This window comes from Pantoea sp. EKM10T (genome assembly GCF_011800685.1).
Taxonomy (GTDB): Bacteria; Pseudomonadota; Gammaproteobacteria; order Enterobacterales; family Enterobacteriaceae; genus Pantoea; species Pantoea agglomerans.
On the sequence record NZ_JAALEU010000013.1, the window covers coordinates 49,869 to 73,898 of the forward strand.

At 55.5% G+C, this 24,030-nt stretch carries 18 protein-coding genes and 2 tRNA genes; 17 read left to right on the forward strand and 3 right to left on the reverse strand.

Annotation, left to right across the window (positions count from 1 at the left end):
- Positions 1-138 precede the first annotated feature (138 nt).
- Together nlpD and rpoS are read left to right on the forward strand one after the other, a co-directional pair.
- Positions 139-1,239 (forward strand): murein hydrolase activator NlpD, encoded by a 1,101-nt coding sequence (gene nlpD / locus HFD95_RS19865; protein WP_010248535.1) that lies wholly within the window; start codon positions 139-141, stop codon positions 1,237-1,239.
- A gap of 57 nt (positions 1,240-1,296) precedes the next feature.
- Positions 1,297-2,289, forward strand: coding sequence for an RNA polymerase sigma factor RpoS (gene rpoS, locus HFD95_RS19870; RefSeq protein WP_003849090.1), 993 nt, complete (start codon positions 1,297-1,299; stop codon positions 2,287-2,289).
- Between the two features lie 139 nt (positions 2,290-2,428).
- Here rpoS and mutS read toward each other — a convergent pair whose 3' ends face one another.
- Both mutS and narL read right to left on the reverse strand, forming a co-directional pair.
- Entirely contained in the window at positions 2,429-4,990 is a 2,562-nt protein-coding gene (gene mutS, locus HFD95_RS19875) for a DNA mismatch repair protein MutS (RefSeq protein ID WP_010248533.1), read from the reverse strand.
- Positions 4,991-5,296: 306 nt separating this feature from the next.
- A complete protein-coding gene (narL, locus tag HFD95_RS19880; protein ID WP_167430639.1) occupies positions 5,297-5,944 on the reverse strand; it encodes a two-component system response regulator NarL in 648 nt (215 codons plus the stop codon).
- Between the two features lie 316 nt (positions 5,945-6,260).
- Here narL and HFD95_RS19885 point away from each other — a divergent pair, with 316 nt between their 5' ends.
- The 7 genes from HFD95_RS19885 (at position 6,261) to HFD95_RS19915 (ending at position 16,103) form a co-directional block, all read left to right on the forward strand.
- Complete coding sequence (locus tag HFD95_RS19885) at positions 6,261-7,652, forward strand: NarK family nitrate/nitrite MFS transporter (protein ID WP_033786725.1); 1,392 nt, start codon at positions 6,261-6,263, stop codon at positions 7,650-7,652.
- A gap of 101 nt (positions 7,653-7,753) precedes the next feature.
- Positions 7,754-11,515, forward strand: a complete 3,762-nt coding sequence (locus tag HFD95_RS19890) for a nitrate reductase subunit alpha (protein WP_167430640.1) — start codon at positions 7,754-7,756, stop codon at positions 11,513-11,515.
- Positions 11,512-13,056 carry a nitrate reductase subunit beta gene (gene narH, locus HFD95_RS19895; protein WP_010248525.1) on the forward strand — a complete coding sequence of 515 codons (1,545 nt, stop codon included), beginning with the start codon at positions 11,512-11,514 and terminating at the stop codon, positions 13,054-13,056. The genes HFD95_RS19890 and narH overlap by 4 nt, the downstream gene beginning before the upstream one ends.
- A complete protein-coding gene (gene narJ / locus HFD95_RS19900) occupies positions 13,053-13,781 on the forward strand; it encodes a nitrate reductase molybdenum cofactor assembly chaperone (RefSeq protein ID WP_033772484.1) in 729 nt (242 codons plus the stop codon). Before narH ends, narJ begins: the two co-directional genes overlap by 4 nt.
- Positions 13,778-14,455: a respiratory nitrate reductase subunit gamma gene (narI, locus tag HFD95_RS19905; protein ID WP_167430641.1), complete on the forward strand. Its 678-nt coding sequence runs from the start codon at positions 13,778-13,780 to the stop codon at positions 14,453-14,455. Before narJ ends, narI begins: the two co-directional genes overlap by 4 nt.
- A 149-nt stretch (positions 14,456-14,604) precedes the next feature.
- Positions 14,605-15,687: a lytic murein transglycosylase B gene (mltB, locus tag HFD95_RS19910; protein WP_010248519.1), complete on the forward strand. Its 1,083-nt coding sequence runs from the start codon at positions 14,605-14,607 to the stop codon at positions 15,685-15,687.
- A gap of 80 nt (positions 15,688-15,767) precedes the next feature.
- A complete protein-coding gene (locus HFD95_RS19915; RefSeq protein WP_010248517.1) occupies positions 15,768-16,103 on the forward strand; it encodes a zinc ribbon domain-containing protein YjdM in 336 nt (111 codons plus the stop codon).
- 34 nt (positions 16,104-16,137) lie between these two features.
- On the opposite strand, the gene HFD95_RS19920 is transcribed toward HFD95_RS19915, so the two are convergent.
- The gene (locus HFD95_RS19920) at positions 16,138-17,025 is read right to left on the reverse strand and encodes a dihydrodipicolinate synthase family protein (RefSeq protein WP_167430642.1); all 888 of its coding nucleotides are present in this window, start codon (positions 17,023-17,025) and stop codon (positions 16,138-16,140) included.
- 167 nt (positions 17,026-17,192) lie between these two features.
- On the opposite strand from HFD95_RS19920, the gene tam reads away from it, so the two are divergent.
- From tam to HFD95_RS19960, 8 genes are all read left to right on the forward strand, one after another.
- Positions 17,193-17,969, forward strand: coding sequence for a trans-aconitate 2-methyltransferase (tam, locus tag HFD95_RS19925; RefSeq protein WP_033786746.1), 777 nt, complete (start codon positions 17,193-17,195; stop codon positions 17,967-17,969).
- Between the two features lie 105 nt (positions 17,970-18,074).
- Positions 18,075-18,569 carry a nicotinamide-nucleotide amidase gene (pncC, locus tag HFD95_RS19930; protein WP_033772479.1) on the forward strand — a complete coding sequence of 165 codons (495 nt, stop codon included), beginning with the start codon at positions 18,075-18,077 and terminating at the stop codon, positions 18,567-18,569.
- 95 nt (positions 18,570-18,664) lie between these two features.
- Positions 18,665-19,732, forward strand: coding sequence for a recombinase RecA (gene recA, locus HFD95_RS19935; RefSeq protein ID WP_010248510.1), 1,068 nt, complete (start codon positions 18,665-18,667; stop codon positions 19,730-19,732).
- A 122-nt stretch (positions 19,733-19,854) separates the two neighbouring features.
- Positions 19,855-20,373: a regulatory protein RecX gene (locus HFD95_RS19940; RefSeq protein WP_031594179.1), complete on the forward strand. Its 519-nt coding sequence runs from the start codon at positions 19,855-19,857 to the stop codon at positions 20,371-20,373.
- A gap of 133 nt (positions 20,374-20,506) precedes the next feature.
- The gene (gene alaS / locus HFD95_RS19945) at positions 20,507-23,134 is read left to right on the forward strand and encodes an alanine--tRNA ligase (RefSeq protein ID WP_010672120.1); all 2,628 of its coding nucleotides are present in this window, start codon (positions 20,507-20,509) and stop codon (positions 23,132-23,134) included.
- 250 nt (positions 23,135-23,384) lie between these two features.
- Positions 23,385-23,570: a carbon storage regulator CsrA gene (gene csrA / locus HFD95_RS19950; RefSeq protein ID WP_008927091.1), complete on the forward strand. Its 186-nt coding sequence runs from the start codon at positions 23,385-23,387 to the stop codon at positions 23,568-23,570.
- Positions 23,571-23,853: 283 nt separating this feature from the next.
- A tRNA-Ser gene (locus tag HFD95_RS19955) sits at positions 23,854-23,946 on the forward strand.
- 8 nt (positions 23,947-23,954) lie between these two features.
- Positions 23,955-24,028: transfer RNA gene (locus tag HFD95_RS19960), tRNA-Arg, on the forward strand.
- Positions 24,029-24,030 lie beyond the last annotated feature (2 nt).

The window sequence follows — 24,030 nt, forward strand, 5'->3', positions numbered from 1 at the left end:
GTTTCATAGCACCACGTACCTGATGTTGTTACTATCCAGTTTATTCATCGAAAACGCAGATTTTATCGCGCCGCGCAGAGTATCCTGCTGGCAGATACAGTGAAACAGATAGATCAGAGTTGCCATCACGGGGGATTAATGAGCACGGGAAGCACACTTTTTCAGTTACGCCGTCTGGCGGCGCTTTCACTGGTAGGTTTTTGGCTGGCAGGCTGTAGCTCCAGCGACAACTCACAGGCACCCATCAGTCGCGTTGGCGACAATGGTGGCATGAACACTAACCAGTCTGGAGCAGACATGAGTTCAGGCGGCGTTCCTGCCACGCCAGCCCAGGGACAAATGTTAAGCAAAAATTCAGCATCTGCCCCCGCTAGTGGTGGAATGATTAGTACCAACAGCAATGTTGAGACGCAGAATGGCCGGATTGTTTACAATCGCAGTTATCAGAACATTCCTAAGGGTAGCTACTCCGGTGAAACTTATACCGTTAAGCGTGGCGACACATTGTTTTACATCGCCTGGATTACCGGCAACGATTTCCGTGATTTAGCCCAGCGCAACAATGTTCCGGCGCCATATGGCCTGAATGTCGGACAAACTTTGCAGATTGGCAATGGGTCGGGTCAGCCGATTACTGGCGGCAATCCCATTACCGTTGCTGATGCAACGCAGGGCGGCGTTCCGGCGGCGCCACAAATTAAATCGCCTGCTGTTGCACAGCAACCTGTTATTACGTATTCTGATGATTCAGGTAATTCGGGTGGCAGCAAAATGTTGCCTTCGAATGGAGCAAATGTTGCAACGACAACAGCTCCAGTCGTTACCGCACCCCCAACGGTTAGCAGTACAACCAACAGTTCAACGCCGGTCGGAAGCTGGCGCTGGCCGACTGACGGGAAGATCATCGATAACTTCTCTGCCGCCGAAGGTGGCAATAAAGGTATCGATATCGCCGGGACGCGCGGACAATCTGTGGTCGCCACTGCTTCAGGACGAGTGGTTTACGCAGGTAACGCACTCCGGGGTTACGGTAATTTAATCATCATTAAACACAACGATGATTACCTGAGCGCCTACGCCCACAACGATACAATGCTGGTCCGGGAACAACAGGAAGTTAAGGCGGGGCAAAAGATCGCTACCATGGGTAGCACCGGAACCAGTTCAGTCAGATTACACTTTGAAATTCGTTACAAGGGGAAATCCGTAAACCCGTTGCGTTATTTACCGCAGCGATAATCCGGCAGAACAAAACAGGTTTATGTTCTGCCCTGGAATCACGGGTAGGAGCCGCTTATGAGCCAGAATACGCTGAAAGTAAACGAGTTACATGAGAACGCGGAATTCGATGAGAACGGAGCTGAAATTTTTGACGAGAAGGCACTCGTTGAAAATGAAGCCAGTGATAGCGACGTAGCGGAAGAAGAGTTGCTATCACAGGGTGCGACGCAACGTGTGTTAGATGCGACGCAGCTCTATCTCGGGGAGATTGGCTATTCTCCGTTGTTAACGGCAGAGGAAGAAGTCTTTTTCGCTCGCCGTGCATTGCGGGGTGATATCCCTTCCCGTCGCCGTATGATCGAAAGTAACTTACGCCTGGTGGTGAAAATCGCTCGTCGTTACAGCAATCGTGGTTTAGCTCTGCTGGACCTGATTGAAGAAGGTAACCTCGGCCTGATTCGCGCCGTAGAGAAATTTGACCCGGAGCGCGGGTTCCGTTTCTCAACGTACGCCACCTGGTGGATTCGTCAGACTATTGAACGGGCGATCATGAATCAAACCCGTACCATCCGTCTGCCGATTCACATTGTGAAAGAACTGAATGTTTATCTGCGTACTGCGCGTGAACTTTCCCACAAGCTCGACCATGAGCCGAGTGCGGAAGAGATCGCAGAGCAGCTTGATAAACCGGTTGATGACGTAAGCCGCATGTTACGTCTCAACGAACGCATTACCTCGGTTGATACGCCATTAGGCGGTGATTCTGAAAAAGCGCTGCTGGATATTCTGGCCGATGAGAAAGACAACGGCCCGGAAGACACCACGCAGGACGATGATATGAAACAAAGCATCGTTAAATGGCTGTTCGAACTGAACGCCAAGCAGCGTGAAGTGCTGGCACGTCGTTTCGGCCTGTTGGGCTATGAAGCGGCAACACTTGAGGATGTGGGTCGTGAAATCGGCTTAACCCGCGAGCGTGTACGCCAGATTCAGGTTGAAGGTTTACGCCGTCTGCGTGAAATCCTGCAGGCGCAGGGCCTCAGCATTGAAGCACTGTTTCGTGAATAATTGTTAACAGTAAATCTGAGTTTGAATGCGAAAAGCGATGGTGAAAACCATCGCTTTTTTTATGTCTGCAGAAAAGTGATTTTCGGGCAAGCAAGCATCGCACCGCGCATTAACGCGGTGCGATGTACGGGATGTAATATCAGACCAGCGATTTAAGACGATAAATCCAGTCGAGTGCCTGACGCGGTGTCAGCGTATCGGGATCCAGCGCCTCTAGCGCCTCCATGGCAGGCGAGGTCTCTTCAACCAGCAGCGGCAGCTGAGAGCCATCGACCGTCGATGACGCGGAGTGGTTTGAAACGGTCTCAAGTTCCTTCAGCTTATTGCGTGCCCGCTTAATCACCTCTTTGGGTACGCCGGCCAGCGCCGCCACCGCCAGACCATAGCTCTTACTTGCCGCACCCTCCTGGACGCTGTGCATAAAGGCGATCGTGTCGCCATGCTCAACGGCATCCAGATGGACGTTGACCACGCCTTCCATTTTTTCCGGCAGGGTTGTCAGCTCGAAGTAATGGGTGGCAAACAGCGTCATCGCCTTGATACGGTTTGCCAGGTTTTCGGCGCAGGCCCAGGCGAGCGATAAACCGTCGTAGGTGGATGTTCCGCGTCCAATCTCATCCATCAGCACCAGGCTGTTTTCGGTGGCGTTGTGCAGGATGTTAGCGGTTTCGGTCATCTCAACCATAAAGGTCGAGCGCCCGGAGGCGAGATCGTCAGCGGCACCGACACGGGTAAAGATGCGATCCAGCGGGCCAATCAGCGTCTCATCGGCAGGAACAAAACTGCCAATCCATGCCATCAGCGCAATCAGCGCCGCCTGACGCATATAGGTACTTTTACCGCCCATGTTGGGGCCGGTAATAATCAGCATTCTGCGCTGGGGTGCCAGTGACAGTGGGTTGGCAATAAACGGCTCTTTCAGAACCTGTTCCACCACCGGATGGCGTCCGCCGCTGATTTTAATCCCGGCTTTATCCTGCAATACCGGGCGGCAATAGTTCAGGGACCAGGCACGTTCTGCCAGGTTGCTTAACACATCCAGCTCTGCCAGCGCGGCGGCACTCAGCTGCAGCGCTTCAAGATGCGGCAGCAACTGATCGAACAGCGCCTCATACAGGCTTTTTTCCAGCGACAGCGCTTTACCCTTGGAGGTGAGTACTTTGTCTTCGTACTCTTTCAGCTCCGGAATGATATAGCGTTCAGCATTTTTCAGGGTCTGACGACGGACATAGTGCATCGGTACCTGATGGCTCTGTCCGCGGCTCACCTGAATGTAATAACCATGCACGCCGTTAAAGCCGACCTTCAGGGTATCCAGTCCCAGCTTCTCGCGTTCGCGGATCTCCAGCCGGTCTAGATAGTCGGTAGCGCCATCTGCCAGTGCGCGCCACTCATCCAGCTCCGCGTTGTAGCCGGGTGCAATGACTCCGCCGTCGCGGATCAACACAGGCGGTGACTCAATCACCGCCTGTTCCAGCAGCTCACGTAACGCAGTGAACTCGCCCATCTGCGTGCGCAGCTTCTGCAACTGGGGCGCCTCAACATCGGCCAGCAGCTGGTTAAGTTCTGGCAGTTGCTGAAACGCATGACGCATGCGAGCCAGATCGCGCGGACGTGCGGTGCGCAGGGCCAGGCGAGCCAGGATTCGCTCCAGATCGCCGACCTGACGCAGCACCGGTTGCAGCACGTCGCTGAGATTTTGCAGCTCAGCAATCGACTCCTGACGCTGGTTAATGATGCGCGCATCGCGCAGCGGCATATGCAGCCAGCGTTTCAGCATCCGGCTACCCATCGGGGTGACCGTTTTATCCAGCACCGCCGCTAAGGTGTTGTCAGTGCCGCCTGCCAGGTTCTGGGTGATCTCCAGATTACGGCGGGTGGCCGCATCCATGATGATGCTGTCCTGCTGCCGCTCCATGCTCAGCGAGCGGATGTGGGGCAGCGTGGTGCGCTGGGTATCTTTAACATACTGCAGCAGGCAGCCCGCCGCGCTTAGTCCGAGGTGCGCATTCTCCACGCCGAAGCCATTGAGATCGCGGGTGCCGAACTGCAGGTTCAGCTGCTGGCGTGCGGTGTCGATCTCAAACTCCCACAGCGGACGGCGTCGCAGGCCGCGTCGCTGATCGATCAGCGACATCGCCTGGAAATCTTCGGGGTAGAGCAGCTCCGCCGGATTGGTGCGCTGCAGTTCTGCCGCCATGGTTTCAGCATCGGCAGGTTCGCTGAGGCGAAAACGGCCTGAGCTGATATCCAGCGTGGCGTAGCCAAAACCGCGCGGGCTTTGCACGATCGCCGCCAGCAGATTGTCGTGCCGCTCCTGCAACAGCGCCTCATCACTGATGGTACCCGGGGTAACGATGCGCACCACTTTGCGTTCGACCGGGCCTTTGCTCAGCGCCGGATCGCCTATCTGCTCGCAGATGGCAACGGATTCGCCCAGCTGCACCAGTTTAGCCAGGTAACCTTCAACCGCATGATAGGGCACACCCGCCATCGGAATCGGCTCGCCCGCTGACGCACCGCGCTTGGTGAGTGAAATCTCCAGCAGCTGCGAGGCACGTTTTGCATCGTCATAAAACAGCTCGTAGAAGTCACCCATACGGTAAAACAGTAGAATGTCAGGATGCTCCGCCTTGAGACGCAGGTACTGCTGCATCATCGGCGTATGGGAAGGAAAGTCCTTTTCGGTTGGCTCTTGCATAAGGTTTTAGCTCATTTTTAATGCGGTAAATTTCTGGCGGTCAACGCCCATGAAACCGAAAGGGATTCCAGGCGCGCAGGATAATCAGATGATAACGAATAGGGCAGGGCATATGCCAGCGTGATGCACAGCCGCGATCCTGACCGGGTGTAACCTGACAGGCATCCTGGCAAATGTGGCGGCGGCTGGCGACAAAAAAGTGCCTGTTCTCATGACGCTGAGGCGGGGCTGCGAGGCGGCTCGCGATTTCTGCGGTAGTTTACGGCCGGCAGGAGGGCAATGCGCCGCATCGGGAAGGGGAAAGTGTCAGTGCAGCCCGTTCTGCAGCGCCCAGACGGCGGCTTCAAGTCGGGATTTAAGGTTCATCTTTTTCAGCAGATATTTAACGTGAACCTTGACCGTGCTTTCACTGATGACCAGCTTGCGGGCAATCGCTTTATTGGTCATCCCGTCGCTGATCAGTTGCAGAATATCGCGTTCGCGCCGGGTCAGCTGATTGATGTCGCGCGTCTGAGCAGGCTGCGCTTCACGCAACCGGGCGACCAGAATCGGGGTTAACGCCTCGCTCAGCACGATCTGACCGGCAGCAGCCTGATGCAGCGCTTTCAGTAAGGCTTCTGGTTCCATATCTTTCAGCAGATAACCATCAGCGCCGCGCTTCAGCGCGCTGACCACATCCTCTTCATTATCTGAAACGCTGAACACCACCACCCGGCCAGAAAGGGCTATCTCACGCAGCTGGGTCAGGATATCCAGTCCGTTCAGACCTGGCATATTAAGATCAAGCAGGATCAGGTCGGGATCATGCTGCTGTGCCAGCGCCAGGCCATCAATGCCATTACCCGCTTCGGCAACCACCTGCAGTCTTTCATCCAGCGCAATCAGCTGCTTCAGGCCATTGCGCAGCATGGGATGGTCGTCGATCAATAAAAGCGTAAATTTCTCTGCCGTCACAATGACTCCTGTTCCTGTCACATACGCCAGCCCTGAGCGGGCGGAGAGCCTATCTTACCGGTGAAGCGGGATCGCTATATACCCCCAATGGACTACTCCTTTATTTCCAGTCGGACACCCTTTTACAGAAGGCATGGGCGGCCGTGTTTAAACCCTATGATTTATAAGGGTTATCTGAATTCAGTCAACTACTTAACCGGGGTGAAGAGAGGGCGCTGCACCTCTGTAACCTGCATTGCCGTTGATTTGTATCAAGCCCGACACCACGGCGGATGCGCAGGATACGCACAATTATTATTCTGCTGATGAGAGATTTATGACCCAATCCACCTCTTTGCAAACCCCGACGCGCGGCGCGTTAATTCAGGACTGGCAACCGGAAAACGACGCGTTCTGGCAGGCGCGTGGTAAACGTATCGCCAGTCGTAACCTGTGGATTTCTGTCTTCTGTCTGCTGCTGGGCTTCTGCGTCTGGATGCTGTTCAGCACCGTTGCGGTTAACCTGAATAAAGTTGGCTTTACCTTCAGCACTGAGCAGCTCTTTTTACTGACCGCACTGCCGTCGGTTTCTGGCGCGTTGCTGCGTGTGCCTTACTCTTTTGTTATTCCCATCTTTGGAGGACGTCGCTGGACCGCCTTCAGCACCGGCATCCTGATCATTCCCTGCCTGTGGCTCGGCTTTGCCGTACAGGACAGCCAGACCTCATTCACCACTTTTATGGTGATTTCCCTGCTGTGCGGTTTTGGTGGCGCTAACTTCGCGTCGAGCATGGGCAATATCAGCTTCTTCTTTCCCAAAGCCCGTCAGGGCGGCGCGCTGGGCATCAACGGCGGCCTCGGTAATCTTGGCGTCAGCGTAATGCAGTTTGTCGCCCCGCTGGCGATCTCCTGTGCCATTTTTGGTTTTGCCGATGTGGGTCAGACCACCGTCACCGGCGACAGCATCTGGCTGGAAAATGCCGCCTGGATCTGGGTGCCGTTCCTGGCGATCGGCACGCTGGCGGCCTGGTTCGGCATGAACGACCTGGCGGCGGCGAAATCCTCGCTGCGTGAGCAGTTACCGGTGCTGAAACGTCCCCACCTGTGGGTTATGGCGCTGCTCTATCTGGCCACCTTTGGCTCGTTTATCGGTTTCTCTGCCGGTTTTGCCATGCTGACGAAGACGCAATTTCCTGATGTCGTGATCATGCATTACGCCTTTTTCGGCCCCTTTATTGGCGCGCTGGCCCGTTCAGCAGGCGGCATCATTTCTGACCGCTTCGGCGGTACCCGCGTCACGCTGATTAACTATGTGCTGATGGCGCTGTTTGCTGCGCTGCTGTTCCTGACCCTGCCGGGTGCCGGACATGATGGCTCGTTCGTGGCCTTCTTCGCCGTGTTTATGGGCCTGTTCCTGACGTCCGGTCTGGGCAGCGGCTCCACCTACCAGATGATTGCGGTGATCTTCCGTAAGCTGACGCTGGAACGTATCAAAGCTGAGGGCGGCGACGATGCGCTGGCACAGCGCGAAGCGGCAACAGAAACCTCTGCTGCGCTCGGCTTTATCTCCGCCATTGGCGCGCTGGGCGGTTTCTTTATTCCGCAGACTTTTGGCCTGTCGCTCGCGATGACCGGTTCACCCGCCGGCGCGATGAAAATCTTCCTGGTCTTTTATCTCTGCTGCATCGCGGTGACCTGGCTGGTTTACGGCCGAAAAGCACGCGCCTGATAACGACAAAGCCGGTGTGGCGCACCGGCACAATTTCACTTTCTGTGTCGGGACAGATGCAGAGTCAGCAATGTCACATTAAGCCTTCAGGAGTATTCCGGATGAGCAAGTTTCTAGATCGGTTTCGCTATTTCAAACAGCTGGCCGAACCCTTTTCCGGCCAGCATGGCCAGACGTTAAACAGCAACCGCGACTGGGAAGATGGCTATCGCAGTCGCTGGCAGCACGATAAAATCGTGCGCTCCACGCACGGCGTTAACTGTACCGGCTCATGCAGCTGGAAAATCTACGTCAAAAATGGACTGGTCACCTGGGAGACCCAGCAGACCGACTATCCGCGTACCCGTCCCGATCTGCCAAACCATGAGCCGCGTGGCTGCCCACGCGGTGCCAGCTACTCGTGGTATCTCTACAGCGCTAACCGCCTGAAATATCCGTTGATGCGCAAGAAGCTGATTCAGCTCTGGCGCGACGCGAAAGCGCAGCACAGCGACCCGGTGGACGCATGGGCATCCATCATCAGTAATCCTGAAAAGGCCAGAAGCTACAAACAGGCGCGTGGACGCGGCGGCTTTGTCCGCTCCAGCTGGCAGGAAGTCAACGAGATGATCGCCGCCGCGAACATCTGCACCGCGAAGACCTACGGCCCTGACCGCATTATGGGATTCTCACCGATTCCGGCGATGTCGATGGTCTCTTACGCTGCGGGCGCACGTTACCTGTCACTGATTGGCGGAACCTGTCTGAGCTTCTACGACTGGTACTGCGATCTGCCGCCGGCCTCACCGATGACCTGGGGCGAGCAGACCGACGTGCCGGAATCGGCTGACTGGTACAACTCCTCCTACATTATTGCCTGGGGCTCTAACGTGCCGCAGACCCGTACCCCGGATGCGCACTTCTTTACGGAAGTCCGCTATAAAGGGACGAAAACCGTGGCGATCACGCCGGACTATGCTGAGGTCGCGAAGCTGTGTGACCAGTGGCTGAGTCCGAAGCAGGGCACCGACAGCGCGATGGCGCTGGCGATGGGCCACGTGATGCTGAAAGAGTTTCATCTTGATCGCGAAGTTGGCTATTTCCGCGACTACGTGCGCCGTTACACCGATATGCCGATGCTGGTGCTGCTGGAACCCCGTGAGGGCGGGTTTTACGCCGCCGGCCGTCAGCTGCGCGCCAGCGATCTGGTGGATGGGCTCGGTCAGGAGAATAACCCGGAGTGGAAAACCGTCGCGATTAACGAGGCGACCGGGGAACTGATTGCGCCGCAGGGATCTATCGGCTTCCGCTGGGGCGAAAAAGGCAAATGGAACCTCGAGCAGCGTGATGGGGCATCACATCAGGAAGTTGAACTGCAGCTCAGCCTGCTCGGCAGCCATGATGAGGTGGTGGAGGTCGGCTTCCCTTACTTCGGTGGCATTACCAGCGAGCATTTCAACAGCGTTGCGCTGGACGAAATCCTGCTGCATAAGCTGCCGGTGAAACGCCTGCAACTGGCGGATGGCAGTGAAGCGCTGGTCACCAGCGTCTACGATCTGACGCTGGCGAATTATGGTCTGGATCGCGGTCTGGATGATGCCAACTGCGCGCAAACCTACGACGACATCAAAGCGTACAGCCCGGCCTGGGCGGAGCAGATTACGGGTGTCTCCCGTCAGAACATCATTCGCATTGCCCGTGAATTTGCCGAAAACGCCGAGAAAACCCGCGGTCGTTCGATGATCATCGTCGGTGCCGGTATGAACCACTGGTATCACATGGACATGAACTATCGTGGCCTGATGAACATGCTGATTTTCTGCGGCTGCGTCGGTCAGAGCGGCGGTGGCTGGGCGCACTATGTCGGCCAGGAGAAACTCCGTCCGCAGACCGGCTGGACCCCGCTGGCCTTTGGCCTGGACTGGCAGCGTCCGCCACGCCAGATGAACAGCACCTCCTTCTTCTACAACCACTCCAGTCAGTGGCGCTATGAAACCCTGGCCACCAGCGAATTGCTCTCCCCGCTGGCGGATAAAAGTCGCTACAGCGGCAGCCTGATCGACCTTAACGTCCGTTCCGAACGTATGGGCTGGCTGCCTTCAGCGCCGCAGCTTAACGTCAACCCGCTGCACATCGCGGCGCAGGCGAAAGCCGCCGGTCAGTCGCCGCTGGATTACACCGTGGAAAGCCTGAAGCAGGGCACCATGCGGTTTGCCGCTGAACAGCCGGACGATCCGCAGAACTTCCCGCGTAACCTGTTTGTCTGGCGCTCCAATCTGCTCGGCTCATCCGGTAAAGGGCATGAGTACATGCTGAAGTATCTGCTGGGCACGGAAAACGGCATTCAGGGCAAAGATTTAGGCCAGCAGGGCCGCGTGAAGCCGGAAGAGGTGGAGTGGCTGGATCAGGGTGCCGAAGGCAAACTGGATCTGGTGGTCACACTCGACTTCCGCATGTCGAGCACCTGTCTCTACTCCGATGTCGTGCTGCCAACGGCGACCTGGTATGAAAAAGACGATATGAATACCTCGGATATGCATCCGTTTATTCATCCGCTTTCGGCGGCCGTCGATCCTGCCTGGGACTCAAAAAGTGACTGGGAGATCTACAAAGGCATCGCCAAAGCCTTCTCCGATCTCTGCCCGGGTCATTTAGGCGTTGAAACGGACGTCGTTACTCTGCCGGTGTTGCATGACTCACCCGCGGAACTGGCGCAGCCTTTTGAGGCGAAAGACTGGAAAAAAGGCGAATGCGATCTGATTCCGGGTAAAACCGCGCCACACATTATGGTGGTGGAGCGCGACTATCCGGCGACCTGGGAGCGCCTTACCTCGCTGGGACCGTTGCTGGAGACCCTGGGTAACGGCGGCAAAGGTATCAGCTGGAACACCAGCAAAGAGGTCGATTTCCTCAAGCAACTGAACTACGTCAAAGCGGATGGCCCGGCAGCGGGGCGGCCGAATATCGACACGGCGATCGATGCGGCAGAAGTGATCCTGGCGCTGGCACCGGAAACCAATGGTCAGGTGGCGGTGAAAGCCTGGCAGGCACTTGGCGTGATTACCGGTCGTGACCACACCCACCTGGCGCTCAATAAAGAAGATGAGAAGATTCGCTTCCGCGATATCCAGGCGCAGCCGCGCAAAATTATCTCCAGCCCGACCTGGTCAGGGCTGGAAGATGAACATGTCTCTTACAACGCCTGCTACACCAACGTTCATGAGCTGATCCCGTGGCGAACCCTGAGCGGCCGTCAGCAGCTCTATCAGGATCATGAGTGGATGCGCGCCTTTGGCGAGAGCCTGATGGTCTATCGTCCGCCAATCGATACCCGTGCGGCGAAGCCGTTGCTGAACAGCAAACCCAACGGTAACCCGGAGAAGGCGCTGAACTTCCTGACGCCACACCAGAAGTGGGGCATTCACTCCACCTACAGCGACAACCTGCTGATGCTGACACTGTCGCGCGGTGGACCGATTGTCTGGATGAGTGAAGATGACGCCCGTGAGCTGGGTATTGTGGATAACGACTGGATCGAGGCGTTCAATGCCAACGGTGCGCTGACCGCACGTGCAGTAGTGAGCCAGCGCATCCCGGCGGGTATGACCATGATGTACCACGCGCAGGAACGTATCGTGAATATCCCTGGCTCGGAGATCACCAGCCAGCGCGGCGGGATCCATAACTCGGTGACGCGGACCTGCCCGAAACCGACCCATATGATCGGCGGTTATGCGCAGCTCTCCTGGGGCTTTAACTACTACGGCACCGTCGGCTCTAACCGCGATGAGTTCGTGGTAGTGAGAAAAATGAACAACGTTAACTGGTTAGATGGGGAAGGCAACGATGCCTGCCAGGGCAGCCAGCAGGAGGTAAAACCATGAAAATTCGTTCACAGGTCGGCATGGTGCTGAACCTCGACAAATGTATCGGCTGCCACACCTGCTCGGTGACCTGTAAAAACGTCTGGACCAGCCGCGAGGGCATGGAGTACGCCTGGTTTAACAACGTTGAAAGCAAACCTGGTGTTGGCTATCCGCACGCCTGGGAAGATCAGCAGAAGTGGAAGGGCGGCTGGATCCGTAAGATCAACGGTAAGCTGGAGCCGCGCATGGGGAGTCGCATCGGCCTGCTGTCGAAGATCTTCGCCAACCCGGATGTGCCCGCGCTGGATGATTACTACGAACCGTTCGATTTTGATTATCAGCATCTGCACAATGCGCCTGCCGGTAAGCATCAGCCGATTGCGCGTCCGCGCTCGCTGATCACCGGTCAGCGGATGAAAAAGATCGAAAACGGCCCGAACTGGGAAGAGATCCTCGGCGGCGAGTTTGCCAAACGTTCGCAGGATAAGAACTTCGATAACATCCAGAAGGAGATTTACGGTCAGTTTGAGCACACCTTCATGATGTACCTGCCGCGCCTGTGTGAGCACTGCCTCAACCCGGCGTGTGTGGCGACCTGCCCAAGCGGCGCGATCTACAAACGCGGCGAAGATGGCATCGTACTGATCGACCAGGATAAATGTCGCGGCTGGCGGATGTGCCTCACCGGCTGTCCGTACAAGAAGATCTACTTCAACTGGAAAAGCGGCAAATCAGAAAAATGCATTTTCTGTTATCCGCGCATTGAAGCGGGCCAGCCCACCGTCTGTTCAGAAACCTGTGTCGGCCGTATCCGCTATCTCGGCGTGTTGCTCTATGACGCTGACCGCATTGAACAGGCGGCCGCAGCGGAAAACGAGAAAGATCTCTATCAGAGCCAGCTGGATATCTTCCTTGATCCCAACGATCCGGCGGTGATTGCGCAGGCGCTGAAAGATGGCGTTGCGCAGAGCGTGATCGACGCAGCACAGCGTTCACCGGTCTATAAAATGGCGATGGAGTGGAAGCTGGCGCTGCCACTTCACCCTGAATACCGCACGCTGCCAATGGTCTGGTATGTGCCACCACTGTCACCGATTCAGTCGGCGGTGGATGGCGGGGCGCTGGCGCACACCGGCGTGCTGCCGGATGTGGAAAGCCTGCGCATTCCGGTTGAGTATCTGGCGAACCTGCTGACCGCAGGCGACACCGCACCGGTGCTGCTGGCACTGAAGCGGATGCTGGCAATGCGTCATTACAAACGCGCAGAAAGCGTGGACGGTGAGCATGATATCCGGGCGCTGGAGCAGGTCGGCCTGACCGAAGCGCAGGCGCAGGAGATGTACCGCTATCTGGCGATCGCGAACTATGAAGATCGCTTTGTGGTGCCCTCCAGCCATCGCGAACTGGCGCGTGAAGCCTTCCCGGAAAGCAAAGGCTGCGGCTTTAGCTTTGGCGATGGCTGTCACGGCAGCGACAGCAAATTCAACCTGTTCAACAGCCGCCGTATTGATGCCATCGACGTCAGTAAGAAAACCATTCGTCCGGAGGATGCCTCATGATGACGTTACGGATTCTTTCGCGGCTGCTGGACTACCCGGACGAGGCGCTGTTTACCCACTCTTCCGACCTGATCGCGGCGCTGGATGACGCCACTGAACTCAACCTGCAGCAGAGTGCACGGCTGGTGCGTTTTATCAATCAGCTCTGTGCCCGGCCACTGCTCGACGTGCAGGCTGACTACTGCGAACTGTTTGATCGTGGCCGCGCCACCTCGCTGCTGCTGTTTGAACACGTGCACGGTGAGTCACGCGATCGCGGTCAGGCGATGGTTGATCTGCTGGAACAGTATCGTGCCGATGGTCTGGAACTGGACAGCAAAGAACTGCCCGATTTCCTGCCGCTCTACCTGGAGTATCTCGCCTGTAAAAGCGATGAGGCCGCGCGACAGGGACTGGACGACATCGTGCCTATCCTGGCCTTGCTGGCGGCGCGGCTTGAAGAGCGTCAGAGCCCCTACGCCGATCTCTTCACAGTATTACTGACGCTGTCCGGTAGCGCGGTTGATCCTGCGGCCCTCAAGCCACAGGTGGCGCAGGAAGCGCGCGACGATACGCCGGCAGCACTGGATGCTGTCTGGGAAGAGGAGCAGATTAAATTTCTCGGCGAACAGGGCTGCGCCTCGGCGCAGCAGGCGATGCATCAGCGTCGCTTCGCCGATGCGGTCGCGCCGCAGTATCTGGACATCGCCGCGGCGACGGCGCGTACCACAGGAGAATCAGCATGAATTTTATTAACACTTTCTTCTTCGATATTTACCCCTACCTCGCCGGAACGGTCTTCCTGGTGGGAAGCTGGCTGCGCTATGACTACGGGCAGTACAGCTGGCGTGCCGGTTCCAGTCAGATGCTGGACAAAAAAGGGATGCGTCTCGCCTCCAACCTGTTTCACATCGGCATCATCGGTATTTTCTTCGGTCACATCGTCGGGATGCTGACGCCGCACTGGATGTATGAATCCTTCCTGCCGATCGACGTGAAGCAGAAACTGGCGATGATTGCCGGTGGCCTGTTCGGGGCGATGACACTGGTGGGCGGTGGACTGCTGCTGAAGCGCCGTCTGACCAATCCACGGGTGCGGGCGACCAGTAGCGTCGGTGATATTCTGATCATGGCCCTGCTGGTGGCTCAGGCGACGCTGGGCCTGCTGACCATTCCCTTCTCCGCCCAGCATATGGACGGCAGTGAAATGATGAAGCTGGTGGGCTGGGCGCAGGCGGTGGTGACCTTCCACGGTGGTGCTTCGCAGCATCTCGACGGCGTGGCGTTTATCTACCGCGTGCACATGGTGCTGGGAATGACGCTGTTCCTGCTGTTCCCGTTCTGCCGCCTGGTGCATATCTGGAGCGCGCCGGTTGAGTATCTGACCCGTCGCTATCAGCTGGTGAGAAACCGCCGCTAAGCGCATGATGGCTGCGGGACAGAGAGAGACCCGCAGCCATTTTAGCCCACGGCTGCCTTGACGTTTTTTTAAGATTTTGCCCTGTATGTCATTGCGCTGAACGTCTACTATTACCGCATCTGAAATTACCCCTCGTTTATGGATAACCGATGCGCCTCAAGTTAGCCTTCCTTGCGTTCATCCCGCTTCTGGCCTCCTGCAGCAGCAAACCTGAAGTCCCGTCCCAGCAGAAGATGCTGGCTGCGCCACAGGGCGGTTTTTTACTGCAGCCGTCGCACAGCGGACAGGCGATGTTTGGCGACTTTGCCGGTAACCCGGCAGCAGAGCAATTTATCGATAAGATGGTGGAGAAGCATGACTTTGACCGTCAGCAACTGCACAACATCATCGGTCAGGCCAAACGACTGGATTATGTGCTGCGACTAATGGACCGTCAGGCACCAAGCTATACGCCAGCGCCAGGGCCTAATGGCGCCTGGATCCGCTATCGCAACAAGTTCATTACGCCCGATAACGTGCAAAATGGGGTGGCGTTCTGGAATCAGTATCAGGATGCCCTGCAACGCGCACAGCAGGTTTATGGCGTGCCGCCAGAAATTATTGTGGGCATCATTGGCGTGGAAACCCGCTGGGGTCGCGTGATGGGGAAAACGCGGATTCTGGATGCGCTTGCGACCTTATCCTTTAACTATCCGCGCCGCGCAGAGTACTTCAGCAGCGAGCTGGAAACCTTTCTGTTGATGTCGCGCAAAGAGCAGGATGACCCGCTGGCGCTGAAAGGCTCCTTTGCCGGGGCGATGGGCTATGGTCAGTTTATGCCCTCCTCTTACAATGATTATGCGGTTGATTTCAACGGAGACGGTCATGCAAACCTGTGGGATCCGGTGGATGCTATCGGCAGCGTGGCGCACTATTTCCAGAAGCATGGCTGGCGCAGCGGCGAAAACGTGGCTGTTCCGGCCAGCGGTCAGGCACCGATGCTGGAAGATGGCTTCAAAACCCGTTACAGCGTGAGCATGCTGGCGGCGTCAGGATTGTCACCACAGGGCTCGCTGAACGGTAACGATCAGGTCAGTCTGCTACGCCTGGATTTGGGCACCAGCTACCAGTACTGGTACGGCTTACCCAATTTCTATGTCATTACCCGCTACAACCACAGTACCCATTATGCGATGGCGGTGTGGCAGCTGGGTGAGGCGGTGAGCAAGGCGCGCCAGGGCGGCCTGTTATAAAGGCTATCCTTGTTAACTGTAAGGTTATATGATGACGCCCTTTTTCAGGCCACACAGCCACTGATATTTCTGGAGTCACTATGTCTTTACCTGCCTGCCCGGCTTGTCACGCCGATTACACCTGGCAAGATGGCGATAACCTTAACTGCCCCTCCTGCGGTCACATCTGGACCGAGGGAGAAGGTGACAGCAGCAACGCAACACTGGAAGTGCGTGATGCCAACGGCAATCTGCTGGCAGATGGCGACAGCGTCACGGTCATCAAAGATCTCAAGGTGAAGGGCAGTTCTTCATCGCTGAAGATCGGCACTAAAGTGAAAAGCATTCGTCTGGTTGAAGGGGACCACAACATCGATTGTAAAATCGACGGTTTTGGCCCGATGAAATTAAAATCTGAGTTTGTGAAAAAGAACTGAGATCGGGGGCGCAGGGATGCGCCCGCTTTCCTGCTTAGCTGAACAGCTTATCAATTGCGGCACACTGTTCCGCATTCAGCGTGCCACCGTAGTTTCGTGAGCCGCTGCTCATCGAGTCATAGCGCCGTGCCACGGCCGTTTTAATTGTCGTTACGAAATCATCTCCAATACTGTAAATCGCCATCAGACGGCCGATCTGCTGCTGCAGGCGCGTCAGCTCCGGCAGATTGCCACTTCGCCATGCCGTCATCATCTGCGCAAAGTACTCCGGCACAATATTATTCAGTCCTGAAATGACACCGGCACCGCCCGCCAGCAGGTTCGGGAGCAGGTACTCGTCATACCCCGACAGTACGGCGAAATCGCTACGCACCTTGCGGGTCTCTTCAATCATCATCCGGTTATGCGACAGGCAATCCACCGTATCTTTAATGCCGGCGAAGTTGGGCAGCTTTGCCGCCAAAGCGGCAATCAGCGCGGGCGTCAGATCGCAGCCGGTGCGGGCCGGAAAGTTGTAGGCAAACCATTTACCACCCAGTTGGGCGTCCAGTGTTTCGAAGTAGTGCATCAGCTGGTTTTGCGTCTGGCCGTAATAGTAGGGTGGCAGCACCATCACCGCGTCAAAATCATTTTTCCAGGCGGCTTCAGCCAGCTCCAGCATGTCAGGAATGCAGGTTGCCGAGACGTTCGCGACCATCTTCAGCGATGACAAGGGTCTGGCTTCCTGAATCAGTTGTAAGCGTTCCTGCTGCGTCAGTGAGGCGAACTCGCCAATGCTGCCCATCACCAGTAAGGTATCGATACCGGAGTCATTGAGGCGGGAGAAATGTCGCCCGAGCGCATCAATATCGACCGCACCCTGCGCATTAAACGGGGTGACTGAAGGGCACCAGACACCGGCAAAGGGCGATTTTTCACTCATAAATGACTCCTGAATCGGATGTTAAAAAAATGAAACAGTGTTTTAACTTAATGACTCCGGCCGGTCTCTGCCAGCGCATGATTCAAAAGTGAGCAACGGGTCGCACTTTTTCCTCTTTCATCCGTCTCAGTAAGCGGATGCATCTGATAACTGAGCGAGAGGTCATGATGAAAGAGTGGGATCCTGTGCTGTACCGTAAGTTTGAAGCAGAACGAACCCGTCCAGCCCGCGAACTTCTGGCGCGCCTCAGCCTGGAACAGGTTGAGCAGGTGACCGATCTGGGATGCGGGCCCGGTAACAGCACCGAGCTGCTCGCTGATGCCTGGCCACTGGCGCAGATTACCGGGCTGGACAGTTCCGCCACGATGTTAACTCAGGCCGCTGAACGCCTGCCGCACTGTCGTTTTATCCAGGCGGACATCCGCAACTGGCAGGCCGATGTGCCGCAGCAGGTGGTCTACGCCAACGCGTCTCTGCAATGGCTGGATAATCACGCAACGCTGTTTCCCCATCTGGTCAGCCAGCTGGCGCCCGGTGGCGTGTTAGCGATCCAGATGCCTGATAACCTGAATGAGCCGTCGCACCGGCTGATGCGCGAGGTGGCGGCAACGGATCGCTGGCGTTCACGCATCAATGCCGATGCCGCTGAACGTACACAGCTGCTTTCCACGGGCGAGTATTACGATCTGCTGACGCAGGCAGGCTGTGAGGTGGATATCTGGCGTACCACCTATTATCACGTGATGGCCGATGCACAGGCGATTATCAGCTGGCTGCAGGCGACCGGTTTACGGCCTTTCCTGGCAACGCTGGATGAGACCGAACAGGCGGCGTTTCTGACCGATTATCATCAACGTTTGCTCGCGGCTTATCCGGCTCAGGCCGATGGTCAGGTGTTGCTCGCCTTCCCGCGTCTTTTTATGGTTGCGGTGAAAAACCGGTAAGCGCAGTGGAAAGCTGGCCGCAAAAACAGCGTAATAATGGTGACTGACCTTGAAAAAGCAGTTTTTCTGCACCACCTTCAACCCACAGCCAAAGGGAGAGTCGCAATGGATGATCAGCAATTGCAGGCGCTTAGTGCGCAGATAGGTGAGAAGCTGAAGCAGCGCAATGCCACCGTAACCTGTGCGGAGTCCTGCACGGGGGGATGGATTGCCAAAGTCTTTACCGATATCAGCGGCAGCTCCGCCTGGTTCGAGCGGGGTTTTGTGACCTACAGTAACCAGGCCAAACAGCAGATGGTCAGTGTTCAGGCTGCTTCGCTGTTGCAGTATGGTGCGGTAAGTGATGTGGTGGTGCGGGAGATGGCGCTGGGTGCCCGCAGGGCGGCCCATGCTGACTACGCGATCTCCGTCAGCGGTATTGCCGGTCCGGATGGCGGCAGTGAAGAAAAACCGGTGGGTACGGTATGGTTTGGCTTTGCCGGGCCGCAGGATAAGGTATTGACTTTTCAGCAGCATTTTAGCGGCGATCGTGATGCCGTACGCCGCCAGTCGGTGGCATGGGCCCTGCAGAAACTGTATGGCGAATTTCTGACAAATTAAACTTGATACTGTATGACTATACAGTATAATTGTCGGCAACAGAAAGAGTACAGGCACCCTGAGTGCGTGTTTACCCGGCTTGATTAGGAGTTGAAATGGCGATTGATGAAAACAAACAGAAGGCTTTAGCTGCCGCGCTTGGCCAGATTGAGAAGCAATTTGGTAAAGGCTCCATCATGCGCTTGGGTGAAGACCGCTCAATGGATGTGGAAACTATCTCTACCGGCTCGCTGTCGCTGGATATCGCATTAGGCGCAGGCGGTCTGCCAATGGGCCGTATCGTTGAGATCTACGGACCCGAGTCTTCAGGTAAAACCACGCTGACTCTACAGGTTATCGCATCTGCACAGCGTAAAGGTAAAACCTGTGCCTTTATCGATGCCGAGCATGCGCTTGATCCGGTTTACGCCAAGAAACTCGGCGTAGACATTGATAACCTGCTTTGCTCCCAGCCAGACACTGGTGAGCAGGCGCTGGAAATCTGTGATGCGCTGGCGCGCTCTGGTGCTGTTGACGTGATCATCGTCGACTCCGTCGCGGCGCTGACGCCTAAAGCGGAAATCGAAGGTGAAATCGGTGACTCACACATGGGCCTCGCGGCACGTATGATGAGCCAGGCGATGCGTAAACTGGCCGGTAACCTGAAGCAGTCCAATACCCTGCTGATTTTCATCAACCAGATCCGTATGAAAATTGGTGTGATGTTTGGTAACCCGGAAACCACCACTGGTGGTAACGCGCTGAAGTTCTACGCCTCTGTCCGTCTTGATATCCGCCGTATCGGTGCAATCAAAGAGGGCGATAACGTGGTCGGCAGTGAGACCCGCGTTAAAGTGGTGAAAAACAAAATCGCCGCGCCATTCAAACAGGCTGAGTTCCAGATCATGTACGGCGAAGGTATCAATACCTTTGGTGAGCTGGTCGACCTGGGCGTGAAGCACAAGCTGATTGAAAAAGCGGGTGCATGGTACAGCTACAATGGCGACAAGATTGGTCAGGGTAAATCGAATGCCGGCAACTTCCTGAAAGAGAATGCTGCTGTGGCAAACGAGATTGATCTGAAGTTACGTGAGATGTTGCTCAACGGCGCGGATGAAAAACTCGCAGCAGCCGACAAGGCTGCTGAGAAAGAAGACGCGGCTGAAGCGAACGAAGACTTCTAATCTCTGATGCGGGAGGGGCGAAAGCCTCTCCCGTAGTTTTATCCCCCTCTATTGCCTTTCTTGCCTTCCCTCTGTCCTGTTCTGTCGCCATAATCTCCCTCTGTTTGTACAAGGTGCGCAGTATGACTGAACCCTCTCAGCCCCAACCTAATGTCGTCTCTTACTCTCGTCTGCTTGACCGTGCGATGCGTATTCTGGGTCAGCGCGACCACAGCCGTGCAGAGTTAGCGCGTAAACTGCAACAATCAGCGCAGCGTGCTGCGTGGGCGCAGAAAAAAGAGCCCGAAATTGTTACTGAAGCGTTGCTGGAACAGGTTCTTAACTGGTGTCAGGAAAGCGGCTGGTTAAACGACGAGCGTTTCACCGAACGATTTATTCAGAGCCGGAGCCGTAAGGGCTTTGGATCGCAGCGCGTACGCCTTGAACTGGCCCAGAAAGGCATCGACCGTGAAGCCATTGATCTTGCAATGGAAGAGACAGAGGTAGACTGGGCGGCGTGTGCGGCTCAGCTGGCTGAACGAAAATTCGGACACCCGCTGCCCACAGAGTGGAAAGAGAAAGCGAAAGTACTACGCTATCTGCAGTCAAAGGGTTTTATGAGCGAAGATATCCAGTCCATTTTCAGAAATTTTGATGACTAAAAGCCGATGTAATTTTACTTCCCACTGAAGAAAATTTATCTTATTCCCACTTTTTGTTCCGCTAATCAGGCACCACCAGAATGTGGTCGCGCCGATCAGAGGGAACGTTCGTTAGCGTGATTCCAGGATATATATGAGCAAGAGCACTGCTGAGATCCGTCAAGCGTTTCTCGACTTTTTTCATAGCAAGGGACATGAGGTTGTAACCAGCAGCTCCCTCGTACCGAATAACGATCCAACGTTGTTGTTTACTAACGCCGGGATGAACCAGTTTAAAGATGTGTTCCTCGGTCAGGACAAACGTGACTACACACGTGCGACCACGTCACAGCGCTGCGTACGCGCAGGCGGCAAACACAACGATCTTGAAAACGTCGGTTACACCGCACGTCACCACACCTTCTTTGAAATGCTGGGTAACTTCAGCTTTGGTGACTATTTCAAGAGAGAGGCGATTGGTTTTGCCTGGGAACTGCTGACGAGCGAGCAGTGGTTCAGCCTGCCAAAAGAGCGTCTGTGGGTGACGATCTATGAAACCGACGATGAAGCCTTTGATATCTGGGCGAATGAAATCGGTGTGCCACGTGAACGCATTATTCGCATCGGCGACAACAAGGGCAGTGCGTATGCGTCAGATAACTTCTGGCAGATGGGCGATACCGGTCCTTGTGGTCCGTGCAGCGAGATTTTCTACGATCATGGCGATCACATCTGGGGTGGCCCGCCGGGCAGCCCGGAAGAAGATGGTGACCGTTACATTGAGATCTGGAACATCGTCTTTATGCAGTTCAACCGTCAGGCTGATGGCACCATGCTGCCGCTGCCAAAACCGTCGGTTGATACCGGAATGGGCCTTGAGCGTATTTCTGCCGTTCTGCAACACGTCAACTCCAACTATGAAATCGACCTGTTCCAGAAACTGATTCAGGCCGTGGCACAGGTTACCGGTGCCACTGACCTCAGTAACAAATCGCTGCGTGTCATTGCCGACCACATTCGCTCCTGTGCATTCCTGATTGCCGATGGCGTCATCCCGTCTAATGAGAACCGTGGCTACGTGCTGCGTCGTATCATTCGTCGTGCCGTGCGTCATGGCAACATGCTGGGCGCTAAAGAGGCCTTCTTCTATAAGCTGGTTGCGCCACTGGTTGAGGTCATGGGTGCCGCAGGCGAAGAGTTACAGCGCCAGCAGGCTCAGGTTGAGCAGGTGCTGAAAAGCGAAGAAGATCAGTTTGCCAGAACCCTGGAGCGCGGACTGGCGCTGCTGGACGAAGAGCTGGAAAAACTGCAGGGCGACACGCTGGATGGCGAAATCGTCTTCCGTCTCTACGATACCTTTGGTTTCCCGGCTGATTTAACGGCTGACGTCTGCCGCGAACGCAATCTGAAGATCGACGAAGCCGGCTTTGAGCGGGCGATGGAGCAGCAGCGTCAGCGCGCACGTGAAGCGAGTGGCTTCGGCGCTGACTACAGCAACGTTATTCGTATTGATGCCGCCTCATCCTTCAAAGGCTACGACCAGCTCGATTTAGCTGCCACGGTGAAAGCGCTCTATGTTGCAGGCGAGGCGGTTGATGAAGTGACCGCGGGTCAGGATGCCGTGGTCGTGCTGGATGAAACGCCATTCTATGGCGAATCGGGTGGCCAGGTAGGCGATACCGGTCTGCTGAAAGGGAAGAATGCTGAATTTAGCGTCCAGGATACACAAAAATATGGTCAGGCAATCGGTCATGTCGGTAAGCTGACCGCAGGGCAGTTGCGTATCGGTGATCGCCTTGAGGCGCAGGTTGATGCAGCACGCCGTGCGCGCATCCGTCTTAACCACTCTGCTACTCACTTACTGCATGCCGCCTTGCGTCAGGTTTTAGGTGAGCATGTGGCGCAGAAAGGCTCGCTGGTTAACGACAAGTACCTGCGTTTCGATTTCTCGCATTTCGAAGCGATGAAACCTCAGGAGATTCGTCAGGTCGAAGATATCGTCAATGCGCAAATTCGTCGCAACCTGCCGGTTGAAACCGAAGTGATGGATCTGGATGCGGCGAAGTCTAAAGGGGCAATGGCACTGTTTGGCGAGAAATATGATCAGCGCGTGCGTGTTCTGACCATGGGTGATTTCTCTGTTGAGCTGTGTGGTGGTACCCATGCTGCGCGCACGGGTGACATCGGGCTGTTCCGTATTCAGGCGGAGTCAGGTACCGCAGCCGGTATTCGTCGTATCGAAGCGATTACGGGTGAAGGCGCGCTGGCGCAGGTCAATGCGCAGAGCAGCCAGCTGCAGGATCTTGCGCAGCTGGTAAAAGCGAACAGCAGCAACCTGAATGAGAAAGTGCGTGGTCTGGTCGATCATGTACGGGCTCTGGAGAAAGAGTTGCAGCAACTGCGCGATCAGCAAGCCGCGCAGGAGAGCGCTTCACTGAGCAGCAATGCTATCGACATTAAGGGAGTGAAACTGCTGGTCAGTGAGCTCAACAATGTTGAACCTAAAATGTTGCGTACCATGGTTGATGATCTTAAGAATCAGCTGGGTTCGGCGATTATTGTGCTGGCAACGGTTACTGAAGGTAAGGTGTCGCTGATTGCGGGTGTGACCAAAGATCTGACTGACCGTGTTAAAGCGGGTGAGTTGATTGCCGGTCTGGCTCAGCAGGTTGGCGGGAAGGGCGGTGGCCGTCCTGATATGGCACAAGCTGGTGGTAACGATGCGGGTGCTCTGAAAGGCGCATTAGCAGGGGTTGAGGACTGGGTCAGCAGCCGTCTGTAAGTGAATTAAAACAAGGCATCGTAAAAAGCGTCAGAACGGTTGTTCCGGCGCTTTTTAATACGATGCTAAAGCAGCAAATGACAAAGTCAGGTTGATGTAGTGTATTTCGGCTAAACTAACTATCAGCAGAATGTATTGGCGCATCGATGTGCATTGGTGTATTTCTCATACACATTGTGCAGCGTTAAATGATGGATAATGCCGGGAGCCTGTACAAGCCCGACTCTTTTAATCTTTCAAGGAGCAAAGAATGCTTATTCTAACTCGTCGAGTTGGTGAAACCCTCATGATCGGTGATGAGGTAACTGTAACGGTGCTGGGTGTTAAGGGTAACCAGGTTCGTATCGGTGTTAACGCGCCGAAAGAAGTGTCTGTGCATCGCGAAGAGATCTATCAACGCATCCAGGCTGAAAAAACGCAACAAACCAGCGTTTAACGGATTCAGCGTCTCGCACCTGTGCGAGGCGCTACCGCTTTCTGTAAAAATCCTGCCTTTTCTTTCTACCTGTTCCTCCTCTGTTTTGTTAACGCCATCATCTTTCATTGTTGATAATTCACTCTTTTTGTCGCCATTTTGTCCCAATTGTGTGTGATTTGCTCAATCAAACAAAGTTTCGGAAAAATTGTTTGACTTAAAAGTCCGGGAAAGTAATATGTGCGCCACGCAGTGCCGATGAGCAGAAACAACGTTCAGACGCACAGTTCGAAAGAAAGCGTAAGGTGAGGTGGCCGAGAGGCTGAAGGCGCTCCCCTGCTAAGGGAGTATACGGTCAAAAGCTGTATCGAGGGTTCGAATCCCTCCCTCACCGCCATTTTCGATGCATCCATAGCTCAGCTGGATAGAGTACTCGGCTACGAACCGAGCGGTCGGAGGTTCGAATCCTCCTGGATGCACC